This window comes from Paraburkholderia saeva, assembly GCF_907164555.1.
In the GTDB taxonomy this organism is placed as follows: Bacteria; Pseudomonadota; Gammaproteobacteria; order Burkholderiales; family Burkholderiaceae; genus Paraburkholderia; species Paraburkholderia saeva.
The window spans coordinates 291,989-313,017 of sequence record NZ_CAJQZC010000006.1 but is presented as its reverse complement, the minus strand read 5'-3'; the positions used below and the strand labels follow the sequence as shown (position 1 = coordinate 313,017).

The window sequence follows — 21,029 nt, the reverse complement described above, 5'->3', positions numbered from 1 at the left end:
TCCATCGTCAGGCCGCCGCCGCTTTGGGCGCGGTGTCGAGACCGAAGTCTTCGGGGAAATGGTCGAGTGCGGACAGCACCGGGAAAGGCGTCATGCCGCCCATTGCGCACAGCGAGCCGGCGACCATCGTGTCGCACAGGTCGCGCAGCAGTTGAACCTGCTTCGTCGAGGTGTCGCCGTTGCGGATGCGCCCGATCACTTCGACGCCACGCGTCGAGCCGATCCGGCACGGGGTGCATTTACCGCACGATTCGAGTGCGCAGAAGTGCATCGCATACTGCGCGAGGTCGGCAAGATTCGACGTGTCGTCATGCACGACGAGACCGCCGTGACCGACCACCGCGCCGACTTTCGCGTATTCCTCGTAGTCGAGCGGAATATCCCACTGGCTTTCGGGCAGATACGTGCCGAGCGGACCGCCAACCTGCACGGCGCGCGCTGGACGTCCACTCGCCGTGCCGCCGCCGTAGTCGTACAGCAGTTCGCGCAGCGTCACGCCGAACGCCAGTTCGACGAGGCCGCCCTGTTTGACGTTGCCTGCGATCTGGAACGGCAGCGTGCCGCGCGAGCGGCCCATGCCGAAGTCCTTGTAGAACGCCGCGCCCTTCGCGAAGATGATCGGCACTGTCGCGAGCGTGATCACGTTGTTGATCACAGTCGGCTTGCCGAAAAGACCTGCGAGCGCGGGCAGCGGCGGCTTCGCGCGCACAATGCCGCGTTTGCCTTCGAGCGATTCGAGCAGCGCGGTTTCTTCGCCGCATACGTAGGCGCCCGCGCCCTTCGCGACAAAGAGCTCGAACCGGTGTGCCGAGCCAAGCACGCTGTCGCCGAGCCAGCCGGCGGCGCGGGCTTTCACGATCGCCGCTTCGAGCGTCGCGATCGAATGCGGATACTCGCTGCGCACGTAGATATGACCGACGGTCGCGCCCGTCACGATGCCCGCGATGATCATCCCTTCGATCAGCACGTACGGATCGCTTTCCATCACGAGACGGTCGGAGAACGTACCGGAGTCGCCTTCGTCGGCATTGCAGACGATGTACTTCTGGTCCGCGAGCGCCGCACGTACCGTGCGCCACTTGATACCGGCCGGGAACGCCGCGCCGCCGCGTCCGCGCAGGCCCGATTCGATCAGCGCGTCGCAGGCCGCGGCGCCGTCCATTGCAAGCGCCTTGTAGAGACCGACGATGCCGCCGTTCGCCACGTAGTCTTCCGTCGACAGCGGATCGGTGATGCCGATGCGCGCGAACGTCAGACGCTGCTGCTTCTTCAGATACGGGATCTCGTCGACGATGCCGACGTGACGTGCGTGTGCGTTGCCTTCGATAAAGCCCGCGTCGAACAGCGAAGCGACATCGCTTTCCTCGACGTTCGCATAACCTGCGCGACCCGCGGGCGTTTCCACTTCGATCAGCGGTTCGAGATACAGGAGACCACGCGAGCCGTTGCGTACCACTTCGATGGCGATGCCGCGACGCGCGGCTTCCGCAGCGATGGCTTCAGCAATGGCGTCCGCGCCAAGCGCGAGCGCCGAAGAATCGCGGGGAATAAAGATGCGCGTCATACCGTTTCCTCCACACGTTGCGTGGCGGCAGCAAGGATCGCATCGAATTTCTGCGGCGTGACCCGGGCGTGCAGCGTGTCGTTGACCATCATGGCTGGCGATAGCGCGCACTGGCCGAGGCAATACACCGATTCGAGCCCGACCGTATCGGTATGGCTATGATCCGCGTCGAAGCGGCAGCCGGTGCGCGACTCGATATGTTTCGCAAGCGCCTCGGTGCCCATGCTGCGACACGCTTCCGCGCGGCACAGCTGCACCGTGACGCGCGCAGCCGGCTGCGTGCGGAAATGGTGGTAGTAGGTGATGACGCCGTGCACTTCGGCCCGCGACAGGTTCATTGCCTTCGCAAGCGGCCCGACGGCCTCGGGCGGCACGAACCCTGTTTCGTCCTGAATGGCGTGCAGGACGGCCAGCAACGACATCCCCGGGCGCGCATGGCGCTGGACGAGCTCTTCCGGCGTGACGGTTTTTGTAGTGTTCAAGTGGGGGCTCCTCCAAAGTCAAATATGCACTTGTGATTCATAATGTGTGCATCTATGCTTTTGTGTATCTGGTATATCTGAGTAGAAAGATAGGTGGACAACCCGTCTGCCGCAATAGGAAATATCGTTACATATATGAACTCATGATCAAGATCGAATGTCAGGCACAACTCGTGGTGCGCGATCAGGACGGCCGGGAGGCCAGTCTGACGGACGTTGTGCCGCTTCTCTCGCTCGTCAACGAATCCGGCAGCATTTCGCAGGCCGCCACGCTTAAGGGTTTGTCCTACCGTCATGCGTGGGGTTTACTGCGCGCCATCGAGGAGCGGCTGGGCGGCGCGTTGATCGCCAAGGAGCGCGGCCGCGGCTCGGTGCTCTCCGAGCTGGGGCTGGCGGTGCTGCGTGCACAGCGTCTGTGTGGCGAGCGGCTCGACGGCAACATGCAGGCGCTGGCGAGCGAAGTCGCGAGCGACCTGAACCGCTGGCTTGCGCCACCGACCGACAACGTCCGGATTTACGCATCGCACGGCTACGCGGTCGCGGCGCTCGTGACCGAGCTGGTGACGCGCGATATCGGCGTCGAAATCAAATACCGCGACAGTGGTGAATCGGTGACGGCGCTTGCGCGCGGCGAATGTGACCTGGCGGGCTTTCACCTGCCGCGCGGCGAATTTCGCGAAGCGTGCGCGGATGTCTATCGACACTGGCTCGATCCGCAGCGCCACGTGCTCGTGCATCTCACGCAACGCAAGCAGGGGCTCTTTCTCGCGAAGGGCAACCCGAAAGAAATCGCGGGCCTCGCCGATCTGAGGCGCGACGACATCCGCTTCGTCAACCGTCAGCCAGGGTCGGGCACGCGCATGCTGCTCGATCTCGCGTTGCGGCGCATCGATATCGATCCGGACCGCGTGAACGGCTATGCGTCGGCGGAACTGACGCACTCGGCGATTGCGGCGTTCGTTGCGAGCGGCATGGCCGACGTGGGCTTCGGTGTGGAGCCGGCTGCGCATCATTTCGGGCTCGACTTCGTGCCCGTGGTCGACGAAGACTATTACTTCGCGTGCGAGCGGCAGGCGCTGGAGCGCGCGCCGCTTGCCGCGGTGGTCGCACTGCTGCGTAGCGGCGCATTTCACGAGAGTGTCGCGCGGCTGGAAGGCTATGATCCGCTGCACTGCGGCGAAGTCTTCGATCTCGACACGGGCCTTGGCGGTGCGGTGGCGTAAGCGCGCGTAACATATGCAGCGCCCGCGGGCGCTGCACCGCCGCGCGGATTGCGATACTCTCTAAGCTTCGCACTTCGCTTTACGCGCGTATCACACTGCGCCGGATCCCTATGAAATTCCTGATCAATGTGTGCGCTGCCGCGATCTCCGCCGGCGCACTCTTCGGTACTGTTTCGATCGCGTTCGCGCAGAATTCGCCAGGCGTGCCGGGCGGCATCCTGCAGGACGAGTTCCGTCTGAAGGAGCATCCGCAGATGCCGTTCGCCGCTTCGGCACCTTCGAAGAAGTATCAGAAGGGCGATCCGTCGGCGCGTCGCAAGAAGGGCGACCTCGGCGATCCGAACGGCTGCAACCTGCAGTGCCCTGAAGACGAGTGATGTGGTGCGACGCCGCGAACCTGCGCGTCCGCGGCGTGTGTAACCAGACTGATCCCTTCAGCCTGCTTCAGGCCGCATCACGGCTTCGCCGTGTGCCACATGTCCTTGAAACCATCGCCGTTCATGTCTCCCGCCTTGGTGTCCTTCGCGAAGCGATACACCGGCTTGCCTTTATACGCCCACTGTTTCTTGCCATCGGCTGACGGAATCACCGTCCAGTCGCCCGAAGGCTTGTCGTACGAGTCCGCCATCGCGGCCGGCCACGCCGTTGCGCAACCGCCCGAACAGGCGCTTTTGCCAGGCGTCGTGTCCTTGTCGAACGTGTAGAGCGTCATCCCGTTTTCATCGACGAAACGGCCATCGACGGTTTTAGGCATTTCGGCGAAAGCACTTTGCTGGATCGCGAGAAGGGCGAGTAAAAGCATCGTCTTGCGCATGATGTGATCTCCTTTGTGGACGTTCTGTGATTGAGTTTAGGCGCTCAGCGCGAAGCGCACATGACGAAAGCGTCGTGTGCTTTCGATAAACGGACGCGGGTTGGGGATTATTCCGCACGCCTGGATTTTTATATCGCGTGTCGGGGAATTCGGTTTTCTGTGTAGGGATTTTCTGCGTCGGCGTAGTTTAATTCAAATTTATTATTCTGAATAAATAATCGATCGACTTGATCGAGTCCGGCTTTCTGATTTTATGGTCAGCTTGTTTTGGTGCCCGGTAAGGGGGTTGTCATGCGTGTGCCGTCGCCAGGGCACGACGGCCCGACCGGTAGGCTGCGTACGTGAGTTCGCCAATGCAAGGAATTCGTCCGGATTTAACGCGACGGGGCATTTTCCATCCCCTGTTTAAACCTGGGTGGGTCGATGTAAATAATCGTCATCGAATTTTATATTAAAAAAACTTCGGGCTATGATTCGCGTCGCTAGAGGGGATTATCCGCTCGGGCAAAATAAAATAACCAGTCATCAATGAGGTAACTGAAATGCAAAAGATCGAACGTACCGAACTGGCCAAGGCAGCTGTCGCTGGTGGTTGCTGCAAGTGTTGCTCGGCGCCGGCACCTGCCAAGACGGCAGCAAAACCGGCAGCGACGAAGCCGGTAGCCTGAGTATCGGCTAGCTGACAGGACGGCCCCGCAAGGGGCCGTCTTCATGTTGGCGCGCTTCATACGTCAATGAATATCGGGTCGCATGACGCCGCAGCGAGACTACGGGCTGCGCTGCGCAACAGCATCGGGCGCTGGCCGCTTTATCTACGCGGCGCGCTGATGGCGCGGATTCCGGCGGGAGCGATTGAGCCGCTTGCCTCAGCCAGGTCGCGCGTACGCGGCCTCGTCGACGCGCGTGCGCGCTGTCATGGCGCGATGCGTTGCGACATCGGCCGCGATGTGCTCGGGTCTGCGCCGTTCGATGCCCGACGCGTCGCCGCGAGCAGTGCGCGCGAGCGTCTGATCGATCAGCGTATCTACTACGGCAGGCTGTCGCGCGGCGTGGAAGTGTGGCCCGACCTTCACGCAGTGGCTGCGCGGCTCGCAGGCGAGATCCGCCGTCTGAAGGCAATCGACCCGAAACGTCCGGTCATCGTCTCACCGTTTCACTACGTGTCGCAGTACGCGAACATCTATGTGATCGACGCATTGCGCGCCGCGCTGGGTCTCGAGTCGATTGCTGTCGTCTCGGCGGTGCCGCGGGACACGTATGGCGATGACGACGTGCTGATCCCGGGCGTCGACGTGCTCTACACCTACGGCGATGGCGATCGCAACGGGCTTGGGCTGCGCGTTGCGCGTGCGCTGAGACGTACGGGTGTCGCGGTGCTGTTCGCCGACGTGCCGCCATTCGCGTTGCACCGCTATCCGATGGAAACCGTGGGCGTGTCGATGTTTGGGCGCCCTGCGCGGATTCACAACGGCGTGTTTCGTCTCGGGACGCAGTTCGACGCGACCCTGCTGCCGTTCTATCTACGTTTCGAAGCGGGTCGCTTTAGCGCGGAATTGTTCGAACCGCTGGCGCTGGCCGGGCAGGGCGCGCCGCAGCACCTCGCCGGATATATCGAGAGCGCGCTCATCGACAACTTCACGCACTCGCTCGTCGCGATCAATCCGTCGATGTACGCCTTCGCGCCAACGCGCTAGGCGCACGCCGTTTTTTCGTTGCGCTGTCCTGCTGCGCCCGTGCCGCACGCATGCCGCACGCGTGAAGGCAGCCGGCAGCCCGCACACACAGGTTATGGAACCCATCGATCTTCCGCAATTCAAGGACGTCTCATGGCGCTGGATCGCCTATGCGACGTCGGCGCTCGTGACCGTCGCGACGGCGTTCGCGTTTTTCCACGAAGTCGAACTGAAACAGGACGTGCGCGCGGAGATCGTGTCGCCGTCGGAAATCAAGATTCAGGGCATTGAAGGCCTCGTCGCGGATATCTACGTCCATCAGGGCGAGTGGGTTGCGCCAGGTGCGCCGCTCTTCCGGCTCGAACGTGATCTTTCGCTCGCGAGCGATGGGCGGCAGCGTCCCGCGTTCGACGAGCACATGCGCGACGAACAGATCGCCTCGACTGAGGCGCAGTATCGCCAGCGCAGGGCGGAACTGTCCGCGCAGCGTGAGACGTCGCAATTGACCGAAGCCAGCCGTCGCGCGGAAATGTCCGCACTCGACGAGCAACTGGCGCAGAACCGGCAACTCGTCGACGAATCGGCGCACAAGCTGACGCGGCTCGAGTCGGTGTCCGAGTACGTGACGGCCGATCGCATCGAACAGGCGAAGGCTGACACGCATCAGGCAAAAGTCGTGGTCGCGCAGAGCACGGCGCGGCGGCAACAACTCGTGGCGGAACTCGGTACGGCAAGAAGCGCGCAGACGGAAATCGACGCGCAGCTGAAAGAACTCGACGCGCGGCATGCGCGCGATCTTCAGGACATCCGTGTGCGCTTCGAGCAGAACCGGCAAAACATGACGATCTCCGCGCCGCGCGCAGGCACGGTGTCGTTTTCGGGACTGGTGGCGGGCCGCACGCTTGCGGCGTCCGATGTGGCGCTCGTCATCGTGACCGGTGAAGGCGGCACGTTGCGCGCTGCGCTGCGCATTCCTTCGCGTCGACGCGGTTTTGTGCGCGAAGGGCAGATCGTGCGGCTCAAGTTCGACGCGTTTCCGTATGCGAAATTCGGCAGCTACGAAGCGCGCATCGATTCGATCTCGCGCACGACGGTGCGCTCGCCGATGTCGCCGCCTTCGGGCGCATCGGAGCCGCGGGCACCGGAAGGCGACTACATGGCGTGGGCCACGTTGCGTGGCCACACCTTTGACTTCGAGCGGCAGCACTTCGAGATCCTGCCCGGCATGTCAGCGACCGCGAGCATCGTGATCGAGCGCCGGACGATTGCCGAATGGGTGCTGGCGCCGTTCTTCCGCATGCTGAGGGGATAACCGTGCGCGCGATCTATCAAAACGAAGTGGCCGAATGCGGCTACGCCTGTCTCGCGATGGTGCTCTCGCACTTTGGCCGCGCGACGGAAGTGCGCGAGCTTCAGACGTTCAGGCCGATCTCGTCGAATGGTCTGTCGCTGATGGACCTGTATGACGTCGCGGTCGAATTCGGTCTTGCCGTGCAGGCGTACCGCTTCGATATCGCCGATCTGCCCACCGTCAGGCGTGGCTCAATACTCCATTTTGGCGGCGCGCATTTCGTCGTCTTCGAAAAGTCCGGGCGCGGCTATGTGCAGGTGATCGATCCAGCGAGCGGCCGGCGACGTATATCGATGGAAACGTTCATGGCGAGCGTGTCCGGTTATCTGCTCGAATGTGCGCCCACGCCGTCGATGCCGCGCGTACGCAGCCGCTCGCGCGTGCCTGCGGCGCTTGCCCGCGTGCGTGCGCTCAATCCGCAACTCAAGGCGCAGATCGCGAAAGTGATGTTCGTCGCGCTCGGCAGCCAGTTTGCGATTCTGGCGATGCCGTATCTCGGCAACCTCGTGCTCGACGACGTGGTTGCCGCCGATAACCTGAATCTGCTCAACGTACTGATCCTGACGTTCAGCGCGATCTTCGTCACGGGCGCACTGAGCCATTACGTGCAGACATATCTCGTCGAGCTGCTGCACGGCTTCGTGCAGATGAACATGACCGAAGGGATACTCGCGCATCTGCTGCGCAATCCGGTGTCGTACTTCGAAAAGCGTCACGTGGGCGATCTGTTCGCGCGGGTCAAGGCACAGGATGAAATCAGCATCTTCGCCACGCGCACGATGATTTCACTGGGCATCAACGTGATTGTCGGCGTGCTCGCGCTTGCGTTGATGCTCGTGCAAAGCCTGCAGCTGACCGCGATCGCGCTGCTGGTTTTTGCGTTCTACGTCGTGATCTCGTATGCACTCTTCGCGGGGATGCGTGACACGCACGCACTCGTGCTCGAGGAATCCGCGCGCTGCGACGACACGTTGATCGAGACGATCCGCGCCGCGTCGCTCATCAAGCTCGCGCAGGGCGAAACGCGCCGCACCGCGATGTTCATGGCGAAGTACCGCGCCTATATTGCCGCGCTCGTTCATGGCGGCCGTCTCGCGAGCGCGCGTGATGCCATTCTCAAGCTCGTGAACTACGCCGACATGATCGCGATCACCTGGTTCGCGGCACGGTTGATGCTGGGCGGCGCGATCTCGGTCGGCGTGTTCTATTCGTTCCTGATCTACAAGTCGCTGTTGTCCGAGCGGTTCGCCGCGTCGATCAACGCGTTGTTCGAGTACTTCATGTTGAGCGTGCCGGTCGCGCGCGTGGGCGATATCGTCGATTGCGAAGGCGAGCGCTACACGCCCGCAAGCGATATCCATCGAACCGTCGAGGTCCGCACGTTCGAGCAGATCGATGTGCGCGACGTGACGTTTCGCTATGGCGTGTCGGACCAGCCCGTGCTGAAGGGCGCCAGTCTCACGATCAACAGGGGCGACAGGATCGTGATCATCGGCTCGTCCGGCAGCGGCAAGTCGACGCTGTTCAAACTGCTCGCCGCGGCCGAACCGTTGCAGGAAGGACAGATCACGCTGAATGGCATCGCGTGGCCGAATCTGACCGTCGACGAAATCCGGCGGCACGCCGTGCATATGCGTCAGGGCGACCTGATCCTGCACGGCTCGATTGCCGAAAACATTTCGCTTTTCGCGGGCAACGCCGATGAAGCACGCATTCACGCGCTGCTCGACGACGTTGGCTTGCTGCCTGACGTGATGCGTCTGCCGATGCGCACGCGCACGGTGATCAGCGACACTATTGCCAATATTTCCGCCGGGCAGCGGCAACGTCTGCTGCTGGCGCGCGCGCTGTACCAGCCGCGCGAACTGTTGCTGCTCGATGAACCGACGTCGAATCTCGATCCCGTTTCGGTCCAGCATATCGTCGCGTTGCTGCAGCGGCTCGATCGCACCATCGTCGTGATCACGCACGATATGTCGCTCGCATCGGCATTCGATGTGCGTTACCGGCTGGTCGAGGGCGTGCTGGTGCGCGATCTGGATTGTCACGACGCGCGTATCGAGGTGCTCACCCATGAATAAGCGCAAGGTGCTGGTCGCGTTGATGATCGTTGCAGGCGCCCGGTGTGCACACGCGGCCGATCTGCTAACCGTTGTCGAGCAGACTGCCGATCACGATGCGGAACTGGCAGCGTCCCGCGCGGGCGCACGCGCTGCGCATCAAGCGGTACCGAAGGCGCGTGCGCAGCTGTTGCCGCGCGTGGAGGGTGGCTGGGGACGCGCGTACAACCGCATCGCTACCGAGGACTTCCCGACCACCTCGTACTGGCAGAACGGCTGGACGGTGAGCCTGACTCAGCCGGTGTTCGACTGGAGCCGCTGGACGACGTACCAGCAGGCAGACTTCGTCGAAGCACGCGGCGCCACCGAAGTCGCGCGGGCGCAGCAGGCGTCGATCCTGAAGGCCGCGCGCGCCTATTTCGACGAACTCGCCGCCGAGGATGAACTCGCACGGGCGAACGACTATGCTGCGGCGCTGGATACGCATCTGGCGCAGCTGCATCGCCGGCAGCAGGCTGGCGATGCGACCGTGATCGATCTTCGCGAAGCCGAGTCAGGCGTGCTGCAGGCGCACCTGCAACAACAGGATGCCGAAAACACGCTGCAACTGAGCCGGCTCGCGCTGGAGCAGATGACCGGCCAGCCCTTTGCGGCGCTCTCGCGGCTGGCCGACTCTGTCGCGATGCCACGGGTCGAACCGGACGACATCGACGCGTGGGCCAATCAGGCGCAGGCACACGACTACCAGGTGCAGTTGAAGCAGATCGACTGGCGCATCGCAAAACTCGAAGTCGAAAAGGCGCGCGCTGCGCATCTGCCGACGGCCAACATCACGGCGAGCCATACGCCGGCGGGCGCCGGCTCTGGCTACTCGCGCCCGACGACAACGACGACGGCGATGCTGTCGGTGAGTATTCCGTTTTTTGAGGGCGGCGAAACGGAGGCACGCGTCGACGAGACGGTCGCTCTGGAGGACAAGGCGCAGGACGAGCTGACCCTGGCGGTCCGGCAGGCTGGCGCAAGCGCGCGCGAAAACTGGACACGCCTGCGCTCCGGTGCTGCGCGTGTCGAGGCGCTGGTGCGGCTCGTGCGGACGTCGAACGCCGCACTGGCCGCGACCCAGATCGGATACAAGGTGGGCAGCCGCGAGAGCACCGACGTGCTGCGTGCAGCCGATACCTTCTACGCAAGCCGGCGCGACCTGATCCGCGCGCGCTACGAGACGGTTCTGGCGCTGCTGCAGTTAAAGGCCGCGACGGCCGCACTCACATTCGACGAAGTGGCGAGCGTCAACGCATTGCTGGTTTCCGCGGCGAGCGGGGCGCCGCCGCAGCAGCCACTGCGCACGCCTCAGGTCGCACCGGCACGACCGTAGTGCTGAGCGCCTTCTCAATGACGTATCGAGTTTGGGCGCGCGCGCAATAAAAAGCCCCACGCAGCGTGAGCTGGGTGGGGCTTTTTATTGATCTGTTGCTGCTTGCTACGGGGTGTTTTGTGGTGGAGGCGGCGGGAATCGAACCCGCGTCCAGAAGCACTCTACGACCAGTTCTACATACTTAGTTCTATCTTTTGATTTAACCGGACCGACGCGGACGAACACGCTTCGGTACAGCGATTCACTGGGTTTTCGACCTTGGCGTCGTGACGCCGACAAGGCTTAACTGACGTATATGACCTCTGTCGGTATTGCTACCGGTCTTGCGACTCTAACCCGTCAGTGAGCCAGGCAGAGGACGGCGGCCCTTAGGCTGCCAGTGCGAACGTTTCGTCGTTTGCAGTTACGTTTTTCCCGCTGATTTACGAGGTTACGGGGCCTCGGTATGCCCTGGCCGCTTCGCAACCCCTGTCGAAACCAGGTCGCCCCCACGGTCGGATGGCCCACGTGCGCGGACCAACGAACATCTTACATTACAGCGACTTCCGCGTCACGGTTTGTCTGGAGCCGAGGCCGAAACCGCGCCTCGTGCCTGCGCGCCTTTGCGGGATTTGCCACGGCCGATTCGAACCGCGGTCCTGTCTGCGGCCACAACGACTTGTTCGACATCAGGTGATGTCGCGCAACAGGCGCTGCAATTCAGCCGTCGACTGCACGACATGCTTCGCGTGCCATTTCGCGGGCGGCAGGTCGTTGCCGCAATAGCCGTACGCGGCGGCGACCGTCACCATACCGGCGGCAAACCCTGCCTGCACGTCGCGCAGATCGTCGCCGACGTAGATGATGCGCTCGGGCGGGATCGCCATTTCCTGCGCCGCGTGCAGGAGCGGCGCGGGGTGGGGCTTCGAGTGAGGCGTCGTGTCGCCGCTCACGACGCAGACCGCGCGCTCTTCGAGACCCAGTTGCGCGACCAGCGGGTCGGTCAGACGCGCCACCTTGTTGGTCACGATGCCCCAGCGGATGCCGCGTGCATCCAGTTCGTCGAGCACGGCGTCGATGCCCTGGAAGAGGGTCGTCTCAATGCACAGGTCGGCTTCGTAGTTCGCGAGAAACTCCTCGCGCATCGAAGCGAATTCATGGTCGTCAGGACCAATGCCGAAGGCGCCGCCAATCAGGCCGCGCGCACCCGCCGACGCGAGCGGGCGCAGATCGTCGAGCGGCACCATCTCGAGCCCGCGCTCGTGGCGCATCTTGTTGACGGCGGCGGCGAGGTCGGGGGCGGTGTCGGCCAGCGTGCCGTCGAGGTCGAACAGGACGGCCTGGCACAGGCCGGTTGCTGCTTCGTCATCTTCACGTTGGGGCAGGGGCGTGGGGTCGCTCATGAAAGTGTGTTCGCAGGTTTCGGGTCGGTCAGGCGGGGCGGCGGCTGGCGAGCATGTAGTTCACGCTCGTGTCGTCGGCAAGCGCGAAGTGCTTGGTGAGCGGGTTGTACACAATGCCCTTGATGTCGTCGCTGACGAGGCTCGCGGCGCGCACGAAGCCCGCGAGTTCCGACGGACGGATGAACCGCGCGTAGTCGTGCGTGCCCTTCGGGAGCATCCGCGCAATATATTCGGCGCCGATCACGGCAAAGAGATACGACTTCACGTTGCGGTTGAGCGTCGAGAAAAACACCCAGCCGCCCGGCTTGACGAGCGTCGCACACGCGGCCACGATCGCAGCCGGTTCGGGTACGTGTTCGAGCATTTCCATGCAGGTCACGATGTCATAGGTACCGGGTTCGCGGGCAGCGAGCGCCTCTGCGGCGATTTCTTCGTAATCTACGGTTACACCACTTTCAAGGCTGTGAAGATCCGCGACCCCCAGCGCTTCACGCGAGAGGTCGATGCCTTTGACGTGAGCCCCCATTCCTGCCATCGATTCCGACAGGATGCCGCCACCACAACCGATATCCAGCACGCGTTTCCCGGCCAGCGATACATGTGAATCGATCCATTTGAGCCGGACCGGATTCAGTTCATGCAACGGTTTGAATTCGGCGTTCGGGTCCCACCAGCGATGGGCGAGATCGCTGAATTTCTGCAACTCGTGGGGATCGGCATTGGTCATGTCGGATTTGGGCCTTGATGAAAGCGGGTGAGCGGGCAGGCGAGGATAAACCCTGAGTATATAGGCCGTCGAACATGGCGGCAAAATGCCGCGCAATTGCAGCACGTCAGAGTCGCGAACCAGACGGCTTATGCGCTTTACGTGTTAGCACGGCTCTGATAATCGGCGTCTGGAATAAAAAAAGCCCCGCCGAAGCGGGGCTTTGATACTGCGGTAACTCTGTAACTTTACTGCTTCGAAGTACCGACAACTTCGACTTCCACGCGGCGATCCGGTGCGAGGCAGGCGATGAGTTGCTTGTGGTTCTTCTGGTTGCAGCCGGTCGTGACCGGGTTGCGCTTGCCCTTGCCTTCCGTGTAGATACGGTTGGCTTCGATGCCCTTGCTGACCAGGTATGCCTTGACAGCTTGTGCACGACGCAGCGACAGACGGTCGTTGTACTTGTCCGAACCGATACGGTCCGTGTAACCCGTTGCGACCACGACTTCCAGGTTCAGACCCTGGATCTTCGATGCGAGGTCGTCAAGCTTTTCCTTGCCAGCCGGCTTCAGGACAGCCTTGTCGAAGTCGAACAGGGCATCAGCTTGATAGGTGATCTTTTGGCTCGTGATAGCCGGGGCGACAGGCGCCGGGGCCGGCGGGGTCGGAGCCTGGGCTACCAGGGCGCCATCGCACTTCGCGTTAGCCGTTGCCGGCGTCCAGAACGCATCGCGCCAGCAAAGCTCGTTCGTGCCGTTCATCCACACGTATTCGCCGGTGCCGTTCACCCAGTTGTCGTTCGTGGCTTGTCGCGACGCCGGCACCGACTGTGCCGAGGCGGATGCAGCCATTACTGCGGTAGCTGCAATGAACGCGAGCTTTGAAAGTTTATTCATATTTCTCCTCTCGAAATTGAGATTACCGCAGGTTTACTGCGAGCTTGTTGACGAAGACAAGTCATACATTGCTCGAAGTATAACATTGGTGCGGAACAAAAGACGTGCTGTGTAGACTTCGAGCAGTGTCTAACTCTTTGTGCGTTGGCATTTTGCCATATCGTTCCCTTCCGACGATAAAAAAATCCTCCCCTGTTTCTTGCCCCCAACCAATTGTGGTGCATGCGCAACAAAGGAACTGTCCAGCTTTGGCGCACGTCCGTTTTGTTCCGGTACATGCCCGTATCAGGAAAATTCTACCGCGGGGCGGGCCGCTCATCCGGCACGCAGGAGCCGTTCCCGGTCCTCTCCCTAATAGGTATACGTACCCCCGGCGGGCACGGATGCCGGGCATGTTAGAATCGCGTGATGCGTTGCGTCTGCAGCGTCTACGCGAAGCCGGCTCATCCTGGGTTTCAGGTGGCCGTCCTTGCATGTAAAAGACACGGATAATGGATCAATTCGCTAAAGAGACTCTGCCAATCTCCCTAGAGGAGGAAATGCGCCGTTCGTATCTCGATTACGCGATGAGCGTAATCGTGGGGCGTGCGCTCCCCGATGTCCGCGATGGCCTGAAGCCGGTGCACCGGCGCGTGCTGTACGCGATGCACGAACTCAACAACGACTGGAACCGGGCCTACAAGAAGTCAGCGCGTATTGTCGGCGATGTGATCGGTAAATATCACCCGCACGGCGACACGGCTGTCTACGACACCATCGTCCGGATGGCGCAGGACTTCTCGCTACGATACATGCTCGTCGATGGGCAGGGTAACTTCGGTTCGGTCGACGGCGACAACGCCGCGGCGATGCGGTACACCGAAATCCGCATGGCGAAGATCGGCCACGAGCTGCTCGCAGACATCGACAAGGAAACGGTCGACTTCCAGCCGAACTACGACGGCAGCGAAAACGAGCCGGCCATTCTGCCGGCGCGCATCCCCAATCTTCTGATCAATGGCTCGTCCGGTATCGCGGTCGGGATGGCTACGAACATTCCGCCGCACAACCTGAACGAGGTTGTCGACGCCTGTCATCATCTGCTGAAAAATCCGGAAGCCACGATCGACGAGCTGATCGAGATCGTCCCCGCGCCGGATTTCCCGACCGCCGGCATCATCTACGGCGTCGCGGGTGTGCGTGACGGCTATCGCACCGGCCGTGGCCGCGTCGTGATGCGCGCCACGACCCACTTCGAGGAAATCGATCGCGGCCAGCGCATGGCGATCATCGTCGACGAGTTGCCGTATCAGGTGAACAAGCGTTCGCTGCTGGAGCGCATCGCCGAGCTCGTGAACGAGAAAAAGCTGGAAGGCATTTCCGACATCCGTGACGAATCCGACAAGAGCGGCATGCGCGTCGTGATCGAGCTGAAGCGCGGCGAAGTGCCTGAGGTGATCCTCAACAATCTGTACAAGGCGACGCAGCTGCAGGACACGTTCGGCATGAACATGGTCGCGCTCGTCGACGGCCAGCCGAAGCTCCTGAACCTGAAGGAAATGCTGACGTGCTTCCTGTCGCATCGGCGGGAAGTGCTGACGCGGCGCACTGTATATGAACTGCGCAAGGCCCGTGAACGCGGCCACGTGCTGGAAGGCCTGGCAGTCGCGCTCGCGAACATCGACGACTTCATCGCGATCATCAAGGCCGCGCCGACGCCGCCGATCGCGAAGCAGGAATTGATGGCGCGTCCGTGGGATTCGTCGCTCGTGCGTGAAATGCTGTCGCGCGCCGAAACCGAGAACGCGTCCGCGGGTGGCCGTGAGGCCTATCGTCCGGACGGCCTGAATCCGGCGTTCGGCATGCAGACGGATGGCCTGTACCGTCTGTCGGACGTGCAGGCGCAGGAAATCCTGCAGATGCGTCTGCAACGCCTGACGGGTCTCGAGCAGGACAAGATCATTGGCGAGTACCGCGAAGTGATGGCCCAGATCGCCGATCTGCTGGACATCCTCGCGCGGCCGGAGCGCATTACTGCGATCATCGTCGACGAACTGACGTCGATCCGCGCCGAATTTGGCGATGCGCGCCGCTCGCGCATCGAGTTGAACGCGACCGAGCTGAACACCGAAGACCTGATCACGCCGCAGGACATGGTCGTCACCATGTCGCATGCGGGTTACGTGAAATCGCAGCCGTTGTCCGAATATCGTGCCCAGAAGCGCGGAGGTCGCGGCAAACAGGCGACGTCGATGAAGGAAGACGACTGGATCGACACGCTGTTCATTGCGAACACGCACGATCACATCCTGTGCTTCTCGAACCGCGGCCGCGTGTACTGGGTGAAGGTGTATGAGGTGCCGCAGGGCTCGCGGAATTCGCGCGGCCGTCCGATCGTCAACATGTTCCCGCTGCAGGACGGCGAGAAGATCACGGTGGTGCTGCCGGTCAAGGAATTCTCGGCCGACCGCTTCATCTTCATGGCGACGGCGCTCGGCACGGTCAAGAAGACCCCGCTGGAAGCGTTCAGCCGTCCGCTGCGCAAGGGTATTATCGCGGTCGGTCTTGACGACGGTGATTACCTGATCGGCGCCGCGATCACCGATGGTCAGCACGATGTGATGCTGTTCTCGGATTCCGGCAAGGCGGTGCGTTTCGACGAAAACGACGTGCGTCCGATGGGTCGCGAGGCGCGCGGCGTGCGCGGCATGCAGCTGGACGACGGGCAGCAGGTTATCGCGCTCCTCGTTGCCGGCGACGAGCAGCAGTCTGTCCTGACCGCAACCGAGAACGGCTTCGGCAAGCGCACGCCGATTACCGAGTACACGCGTCATGGCCGCGGCACCAAGGGCATGATCGCGATCCAGACCTCGGAGCGTAACGGCAAGGTCGTCGCCGCAACGCTCGTCGATCCTGAAGCGCAGATCATGCTGATCACCAACACGGGCGTGCTGATTCGTACGCGCGTGTCGGAAATCCGTGAGATGGGACGCGCAACGCAAGGTGTTACACTCATCAGCCTTGATGAGGGCACGAAGCTTTCAGGTCTCCAGCAGGTTGCCGAGGCGGAAGCAGATGTCGAACTCGAAGGCGACGCCGACGGTCCCGCCGATGTCGATACGAACGGTGATGAGGGCGGCGCAGCCTGATCTGCGCTGACCTCGTGGGTAATGTGTACGTAACGGATGAACAAGCTGCACGAATCTGCGCCGACCTGTGAGGTTGCGGCGCGGTTCGGGCGGCAGGTAGTTCGATCTATTTCTCTTAGGGAGTAATGATGCAAAAACGATTCAAACAGTTGATGTTGCTGGCCGCTTTCGTTCCGACTCTCGCGATGGCGCAAGCACTTCAAACCCAGCAGGCCGCTCCGGCCGCAGCAGCAACTGCCGCCGCACCGGTTGATCCGGCCAAGCAGGCTGCGATCAAGGATCTGCTGGACGCGATCGACGCGCAGAAGCTCGTCGGCGCAATCGGTAACAGCGCGCAAATGCAGGCCAAGCAACTGGTTCCGGCGATCCTGTCGGACGCCCTGTCGGAAAACAAGTCGCTGACGGACAAGCAGAAGCAGGCTTCCGTCCCGACGCTGCAAAAGAACACGGTGCCGAAGCTGGTTGACTCGGCAGGTCAGGTATTCGCAACGGACTCGTTCCGCCAGGACGCGATGCAGGCTCAGTACGACGCGTACGCGAAGTACTACAGCACGCAGGAAATCAAGGATCTGACGGCGTTCTACAAGAGCCCGACGGGCCGCAAGTTCATCCAGGTGCAAGACCAGGTGGGCCGTGACGTCGTGAACGGTCTGATGCAGAAGTACATGCCGCAATCGATCAAGGCAACGCGCGACCAGGCTGACAAGGAAGTCGCTTCGGTCAAGCCGGCCGCCGCCACGAAGTAAGCGGGTCGACAGGCTCAGCCGGCGCTGCCGCAACCGGTCATACAGGGGCGCCCTGAGGGCGTCCGGGTTTGGCGGGTTGCCAGTGTCAGTGCGATAATGGCCGTTTGCGCGCACGCGCAGACGGCCATTTTCTTTTCAGGCGCGCAATCCCGCAGTTTCTGCGACGCGCCTGCTTCCGGGGTTTTCAAGATGCGCGTCTTTAATTTCTCCGCCGGACCGGCGGCCATGCCCGAAGAAGTCCTGCGCCAGGCGGCGGCTGAAATGCTCGACTGGAACGGCAGCGGCATGAGCGTGATGGAAATGAGTCATCGCGGGAAAGAATTCATGTCGATCCATGAAGAGGCGCTCACGGATCTGCGCGAACTGCTCGCCGTGCCGGCCAGTCATCGCATCCTGTTTCTGCAGGGCGGCGGTCTCGGCGAAAACGCGATCGTGCCGATGAACATGCTCGGCGCACGCAAGGACATCGATTTCGTCATCACCGGTTCGTGGTCGCAGAAATCGTTGAAGGAAGCGCAGAAGTACGGCGCCGCTCACATCGCCGCGTCGGGCCAGACGGCAGACGGTTTCACACGGGCGCCTTCGGTGGCGGAATGGAAGCTGTCGGACGATCCGGCTTATGTGCATCTGTGCACGAACGAGACGATCCACGGCGTCGAAACTTTCGAGATTCCGGATCTCGGCGATATTCCGCTGGTGGCGGATGCGTCGTCGCACATCCTGTCGCGCCCGATGGACATCGCGAAGTACGGCGTGCTGTTCGGCGGCGCGCAGAAGAACATCGGTATGGCCGGCGTCACGGTGGTGATCGTGCGCGAGGACATGCTCGATCGCGCGCTCGCTATCTGTCCGTCGGCGTTCGAATGGAAGACCGTCGCCGAAAACAATTCGATGTACAACACGCCGCCCACGTACGCGATCTACATCGCCGGGCTCGTGTTCAAGTGGCTGAAGAAGCAGGGCGGCCTTGCGGCCATGGAAGCGCGCAATCTCGAAAAGTCGAAGCTGCTTTACGACACGATCGATGCAAGCCGCTTCTATCTGAACAAGGTCGAGCGCAACGCCCGGTCGCGGATGAACGTACCGTTTTTCCTCGCCGACGAGGCGCGCAACGAAGATTTCCTGGCCGGCGCGAAAGCGCGCGGGCTGGTGCAGCTGAAGGGCCACAAGTCCGTCGGCGGCATGCGGGCGTCGATTTACAACGCGGTGCCGCTCGAAGGCGTCAAGGCGCTCGTCGAGTACATGAAGGAATTCGAACAACGCAGCGCCTGATTCCTGGCGCGCATCCTTTTCCGTATTCTCCGGCAGGGCCGTTTTCACGCATGGACGACGAACTTAATTCAAGACTCAAACCGTTGCGCGACCGCATCGACGCGATCGACGCGCAACTGATTTCCCTCCTCAACCAGCGGGCTGCGGTTGCGCTCGAAGTGGGCGAGGTGAAGAAGCATTTCAACGCGCCGGTGTTTCGTCCGGAGCGGGAGCAGCAGGTTATCGCGCGCCTGCAGGGCATGAGCGACGGGCCGCTCGCCGACGATCACATCAGCGCGATCTGGCGCGAGATCATGGCCGCGAGCCGCGCGCTCGAAAAAACCATCCGCGCCGCGTATCTCGGCCCGGTCGGCACGTATAGCGAACAGGCGATGCACGAGTACTTCGGGCAATCGATCGAAGGGCTGCCGTGTCCGTCGATCGACGAAGTGTTTCGTGCGGTCGAAGCCGGCGCGGCCGAGTTCGGCGTCGTGCCGGTCGAGAATTCGACGGAAGGCGCCGTGTCGCGCACGCTCGATCTGCTGTTGCAGACGCAACTGGTGATTGGGGGCGAGCTTGCGTTGCCGATTCATCACAACCTGCTGTCGCTCAATGGCGGCCTGACCGGCGTGACGCGCGTCTGCGCGCATGCGCAGGCGCTCGCGCAATGCCAGCGCTGGCTCACGGCCAACGCGCCGCATCTCGAACGTCAGGCGGTGGCGAGTAACGCCGAGGCCGCGCGCATGGCCGCGGAAGACCCGACGATCGCGGCCATCGCCGGCGATCGCGCGGCGACGCATTACGGCCTGCAGGTCGCCTACGCCCTGATTCAGGACGATCCGCACAACCGTACGCGCTTCGTGATGATCGGCAAGGAACCGGCGGGTGTCAGCGGCAACGACCAGACCTCGCTGATCCTGTCGGTCAAGAACGAGCCGGGTGCGCTCGTGAAACTGCTGGAACCGCTCGCGCGGCACGGCGTATCGATGACGCGTTTCGAGTCGCGACCGGCACGGGTCGGCACGTGGGAGTACTACTTCTACATCGACTTCGAAGGCCATCGCGACGACGCAACCGTCGTGGAAGCGCTCGCGGACCTCGAAAAGAAGGCTGCCTTCCTGAAGATTCTCGGCTCGTATCCGCGCTCGCGCTGATATCGCCGCATCACCCTTTTACCCGTTCAGCCAGCTGGCAAAGTCGATCTGGAGTTACTCATGACATCGCAATTCGGACCTTCCTATGTGCGCGAAATCGCGCCTTACGTCGCCGGCAAACCGATTTCGGAAGTTGCCCGCGAGTTTGGCCTCGACGAAGCGCGCATCGTGAAGCTCGCGTCGAACGAAAACCCGCTCGGCATGCCCGAATCGGCGAAGCAGGCGATGGTGAAAGCGGCAGCCGAACTCGGCCGCTATCCGGATTCCAATGCGTTCGAACTGAAAGCGGCACTGGCCGCACGCTACGACGTGCCCGCCGAATGGATCACGCTCGGCAACGGCAGCAATGACATCCTCGAAATCGCGGCGCACGCGATCGTCGAAAAGGGCCAGTCGATCATCTACGCGCAGTATTCGTTCGCCGTCTACGCGCTGGCGACGCAGGGCCTCGGCGCGCGCGCGATCGTCGTGCCGGCCGTGAAGTACGGTCACGATCTCGACGCGATGCTCGAGGCGATCACCGCCGATACGCGTCTGGTCTTCGTCGCAAACCCGAACAATCCGACGGGTACGTATATCGATGGCCCGGCACTCGAAGCGTTTCTCGACAAGGTGCCGCGCAACGTCGCCGTCGTGCTCGACGAGGCGTACACAGAGTACCTCGCGCCGCACAAGCGCTACGACTCGATCGCGTGGGTGCGTCGTTATCCGAATCTGCTCGTGTCGCGCACCTTCTCGAAGGCGTTCGGCCTTGCCGGTCTGCGCGTCGGCTTTGCTATCGCGCAGCCGGAACTGACCGACCTGCTGAACCGTCTGCGTCAGCCGTTCAACGTGAACACGCTCGCCCAGGCCGCAGCGGTCGCTGCACTGAACGACCAGGCGTTCCTCGAAGAAAGCGCAACGCTTAACGCGCAGGGCTATCGGGTGCTGACCGAAGCGTTCGAGCGGCTTGGCCTCGAATATGTGCCGTCGGACGGTAATTTCGTGCTGGTGCGCGTCGGCAGCGACGACAACGCCGGCAACCGCGTGAACCTCGGCCTCCTCAAGCAGGGCGTGATCGTGCGTCCGGTCGGCAACTACGGGTTGCCGCAGTGGCTGCGCGTCACAATCGGCCTGGCCGCCGAAAACGCGGCGTTCATCGCCGCGCTCGAAAAGACTCTCGCCGCCGCTGCCAGCTGAGCGGTCCAATTTGTTACCGCGTGCTGATACAGGCGCGCTTTTTCT

Annotated in this window: 17 protein-coding genes and 1 other RNA gene; 11 read left to right on the top strand and 7 right to left on the bottom strand. The window is 62.3% G+C overall.

Going from position 1 to position 21,029, the window contains the following annotated elements; all coding sequences use genetic code 11:
* Positions 1-7 precede the first annotated feature (7 nt).
* Entirely contained in the window at positions 8-1,564 is a 1,557-nt protein-coding gene (locus tag LPA36_RS18540; RefSeq protein ID WP_228879679.1) for a formate dehydrogenase beta subunit, read from the bottom strand.
* Positions 1,561-2,046, bottom strand: a complete 486-nt coding sequence (locus LPA36_RS18535; RefSeq protein WP_267478604.1) for an NAD(P)H-dependent oxidoreductase subunit E — start codon at positions 2,044-2,046, stop codon at positions 1,561-1,563. The genes LPA36_RS18540 and LPA36_RS18535 overlap by 4 nt, the downstream gene beginning before the upstream one ends.
* Before the next feature lie 143 nt (positions 2,047-2,189).
* On the opposite strand from LPA36_RS18535, the gene LPA36_RS18530 reads away from it, so the two are divergent.
* A complete protein-coding gene (locus LPA36_RS18530; protein ID WP_228879677.1) occupies positions 2,190-3,269 on the top strand; it encodes a substrate-binding domain-containing protein in 1,080 nt (359 codons plus the stop codon).
* A gap of 110 nt (positions 3,270-3,379) precedes the next feature.
* Positions 3,380-3,646 (top strand): hypothetical protein, encoded by a 267-nt coding sequence (locus LPA36_RS18525; RefSeq protein ID WP_228879674.1) that lies wholly within the window; start codon positions 3,380-3,382, stop codon positions 3,644-3,646.
* 77 nt (positions 3,647-3,723) lie between these two features.
* Here the strand turns inward: LPA36_RS18525 and LPA36_RS18520 are convergent, their stop codons facing one another.
* A complete protein-coding gene (locus LPA36_RS18520) occupies positions 3,724-4,083 on the bottom strand; it encodes a COG4315 family predicted lipoprotein (protein WP_228879671.1) in 360 nt (119 codons plus the stop codon).
* 734 nt (positions 4,084-4,817) lie between these two features.
* Between LPA36_RS18520 and LPA36_RS18515 the strand changes: the two genes are divergently transcribed.
* From LPA36_RS18515 to LPA36_RS18500, 4 genes are all read left to right on the top strand, one after another.
* Positions 4,818-5,777: a lysophospholipid acyltransferase family protein gene (locus tag LPA36_RS18515; RefSeq protein ID WP_228879669.1), complete on the top strand. Its 960-nt coding sequence runs from the start codon at positions 4,818-4,820 to the stop codon at positions 5,775-5,777.
* Between the two features lie 94 nt (positions 5,778-5,871).
* Positions 5,872-7,068: an HlyD family secretion protein gene (locus LPA36_RS18510; protein ID WP_228879666.1), complete on the top strand. Its 1,197-nt coding sequence runs from the start codon at positions 5,872-5,874 to the stop codon at positions 7,066-7,068.
* A gap of 2 nt (positions 7,069-7,070) precedes the next feature.
* The gene (locus LPA36_RS18505; protein WP_228879663.1) at positions 7,071-9,188 is read left to right on the top strand and encodes a peptidase domain-containing ABC transporter; all 2,118 of its coding nucleotides are present in this window, start codon (positions 7,071-7,073) and stop codon (positions 9,186-9,188) included.
* Positions 9,181-10,542, top strand: a complete 1,362-nt coding sequence (locus LPA36_RS18500) for a TolC family outer membrane protein (protein ID WP_228879660.1) — start codon at positions 9,181-9,183, stop codon at positions 10,540-10,542. The genes LPA36_RS18505 and LPA36_RS18500 overlap by 8 nt, the downstream gene beginning before the upstream one ends.
* Before the next feature lie 120 nt (positions 10,543-10,662).
* On the opposite strand, the gene ssrA is transcribed toward LPA36_RS18500, so the two are convergent.
* From ssrA to ompA, 4 genes are all read right to left on the bottom strand, one after another.
* Positions 10,663-11,032, bottom strand: a transfer-messenger RNA (tmRNA) gene (gene ssrA / locus LPA36_RS18495).
* 178 nt (positions 11,033-11,210) lie between these two features.
* A complete protein-coding gene (locus LPA36_RS18490) occupies positions 11,211-11,924 on the bottom strand; it encodes an HAD family hydrolase (protein ID WP_228879658.1) in 714 nt (237 codons plus the stop codon).
* A gap of 28 nt (positions 11,925-11,952) precedes the next feature.
* Positions 11,953-12,651, bottom strand: a complete 699-nt coding sequence (gene ubiG / locus LPA36_RS18485; protein WP_228879655.1) for a bifunctional 2-polyprenyl-6-hydroxyphenol methylase/3-demethylubiquinol 3-O-methyltransferase UbiG — start codon at positions 12,649-12,651, stop codon at positions 11,953-11,955.
* Positions 12,652-12,878: 227 nt separating this feature from the next.
* Positions 12,879-13,526: an outer membrane protein OmpA gene (gene ompA, locus LPA36_RS18480; RefSeq protein WP_228879653.1), complete on the bottom strand. Its 648-nt coding sequence runs from the start codon at positions 13,524-13,526 to the stop codon at positions 12,879-12,881.
* A gap of 491 nt (positions 13,527-14,017) precedes the next feature.
* On the opposite strand from ompA, the gene gyrA reads away from it, so the two are divergent.
* The 5 genes from gyrA (at position 14,018) to hisC (ending at position 20,984) form a co-directional block, all read left to right on the top strand.
* On the top strand, positions 14,018-16,654 hold the full coding sequence (gene gyrA, locus LPA36_RS18475; RefSeq protein WP_456095332.1) for a DNA gyrase subunit A: 2,637 nt from the start codon (positions 14,018-14,020) through the stop codon (positions 16,652-16,654).
* Positions 16,655-16,782: 128 nt separating this feature from the next.
* Positions 16,783-17,400, top strand: coding sequence for a DUF2059 domain-containing protein (locus LPA36_RS18470; protein WP_228879761.1), 618 nt, complete (start codon positions 16,783-16,785; stop codon positions 17,398-17,400).
* Between the two features lie 189 nt (positions 17,401-17,589).
* Positions 17,590-18,672 (top strand): 3-phosphoserine/phosphohydroxythreonine transaminase, encoded by a 1,083-nt coding sequence (gene serC / locus LPA36_RS18465; protein ID WP_228879647.1) that lies wholly within the window; start codon positions 17,590-17,592, stop codon positions 18,670-18,672.
* A 50-nt stretch (positions 18,673-18,722) separates the two neighbouring features.
* On the top strand, positions 18,723-19,805 hold the full coding sequence (pheA, locus tag LPA36_RS18460; protein ID WP_228879644.1) for a prephenate dehydratase: 1,083 nt from the start codon (positions 18,723-18,725) through the stop codon (positions 19,803-19,805).
* A gap of 60 nt (positions 19,806-19,865) precedes the next feature.
* Positions 19,866-20,984, top strand: coding sequence for a histidinol-phosphate transaminase (gene hisC / locus LPA36_RS18455; protein WP_228879642.1), 1,119 nt, complete (start codon positions 19,866-19,868; stop codon positions 20,982-20,984).
* Positions 20,985-21,029: the final 45 nt, after the last annotated feature.

What these genes read in the sequence shown, in the direction of transcription:
- LPA36_RS18540 (WP_228879679.1), bottom strand. Translation starts at nt 1,564, where the DNA reads ATGACGCGCATCTTTATTCCCCGCGATTCTTCGGCGCTCGCGCTTGGC.
- LPA36_RS18530 (WP_228879677.1), top strand. Translation starts at nt 2,190, where the DNA reads ATGATCAAGATCGAATGTCAGGCACAACTCGTGGTGCGCGATCAGGAC.
- LPA36_RS18525 (WP_228879674.1), top strand. Translation starts at nt 3,380, where the DNA reads ATGAAATTCCTGATCAATGTGTGCGCTGCCGCGATCTCCGCCGGCGCA.
- LPA36_RS18520 (WP_228879671.1), bottom strand. Translation starts at nt 4,083, where the DNA reads ATGCGCAAGACGATGCTTTTACTCGCCCTTCTCGCGATCCAGCAAAGT.
- LPA36_RS18515 (WP_228879669.1), top strand. Translation starts at nt 4,818, where the DNA reads ATGAATATCGGGTCGCATGACGCCGCAGCGAGACTACGGGCTGCGCTG.
- LPA36_RS18510 (WP_228879666.1), top strand. Translation starts at nt 5,872, where the DNA reads ATGGAACCCATCGATCTTCCGCAATTCAAGGACGTCTCATGGCGCTGG.
- LPA36_RS18500 (WP_228879660.1), top strand. Translation starts at nt 9,181, where the DNA reads ATGAATAAGCGCAAGGTGCTGGTCGCGTTGATGATCGTTGCAGGCGCC.
- LPA36_RS18490 (WP_228879658.1), bottom strand. Translation starts at nt 11,924, where the DNA reads ATGAGCGACCCCACGCCCCTGCCCCAACGTGAAGATGACGAAGCAGCA.
- ubiG (WP_228879655.1), bottom strand. Translation starts at nt 12,651, where the DNA reads ATGACCAATGCCGATCCCCACGAGTTGCAGAAATTCAGCGATCTCGCC.
- ompA (WP_228879653.1), bottom strand. Translation starts at nt 13,526, where the DNA reads ATGAATAAACTTTCAAAGCTCGCGTTCATTGCAGCTACCGCAGTAATG.
- gyrA (WP_456095332.1), top strand. Translation starts at nt 14,018, where the DNA reads ATGGATCAATTCGCTAAAGAGACTCTGCCAATCTCCCTAGAGGAGGAA.
- LPA36_RS18470 (WP_228879761.1), top strand. Translation starts at nt 16,783, where the DNA reads ATGCAAAAACGATTCAAACAGTTGATGTTGCTGGCCGCTTTCGTTCCG.
- serC (WP_228879647.1), top strand. Translation starts at nt 17,590, where the DNA reads ATGCGCGTCTTTAATTTCTCCGCCGGACCGGCGGCCATGCCCGAAGAA.
- pheA (WP_228879644.1), top strand. Translation starts at nt 18,723, where the DNA reads ATGGACGACGAACTTAATTCAAGACTCAAACCGTTGCGCGACCGCATC.
- hisC (WP_228879642.1), top strand. Translation starts at nt 19,866, where the DNA reads ATGACATCGCAATTCGGACCTTCCTATGTGCGCGAAATCGCGCCTTAC.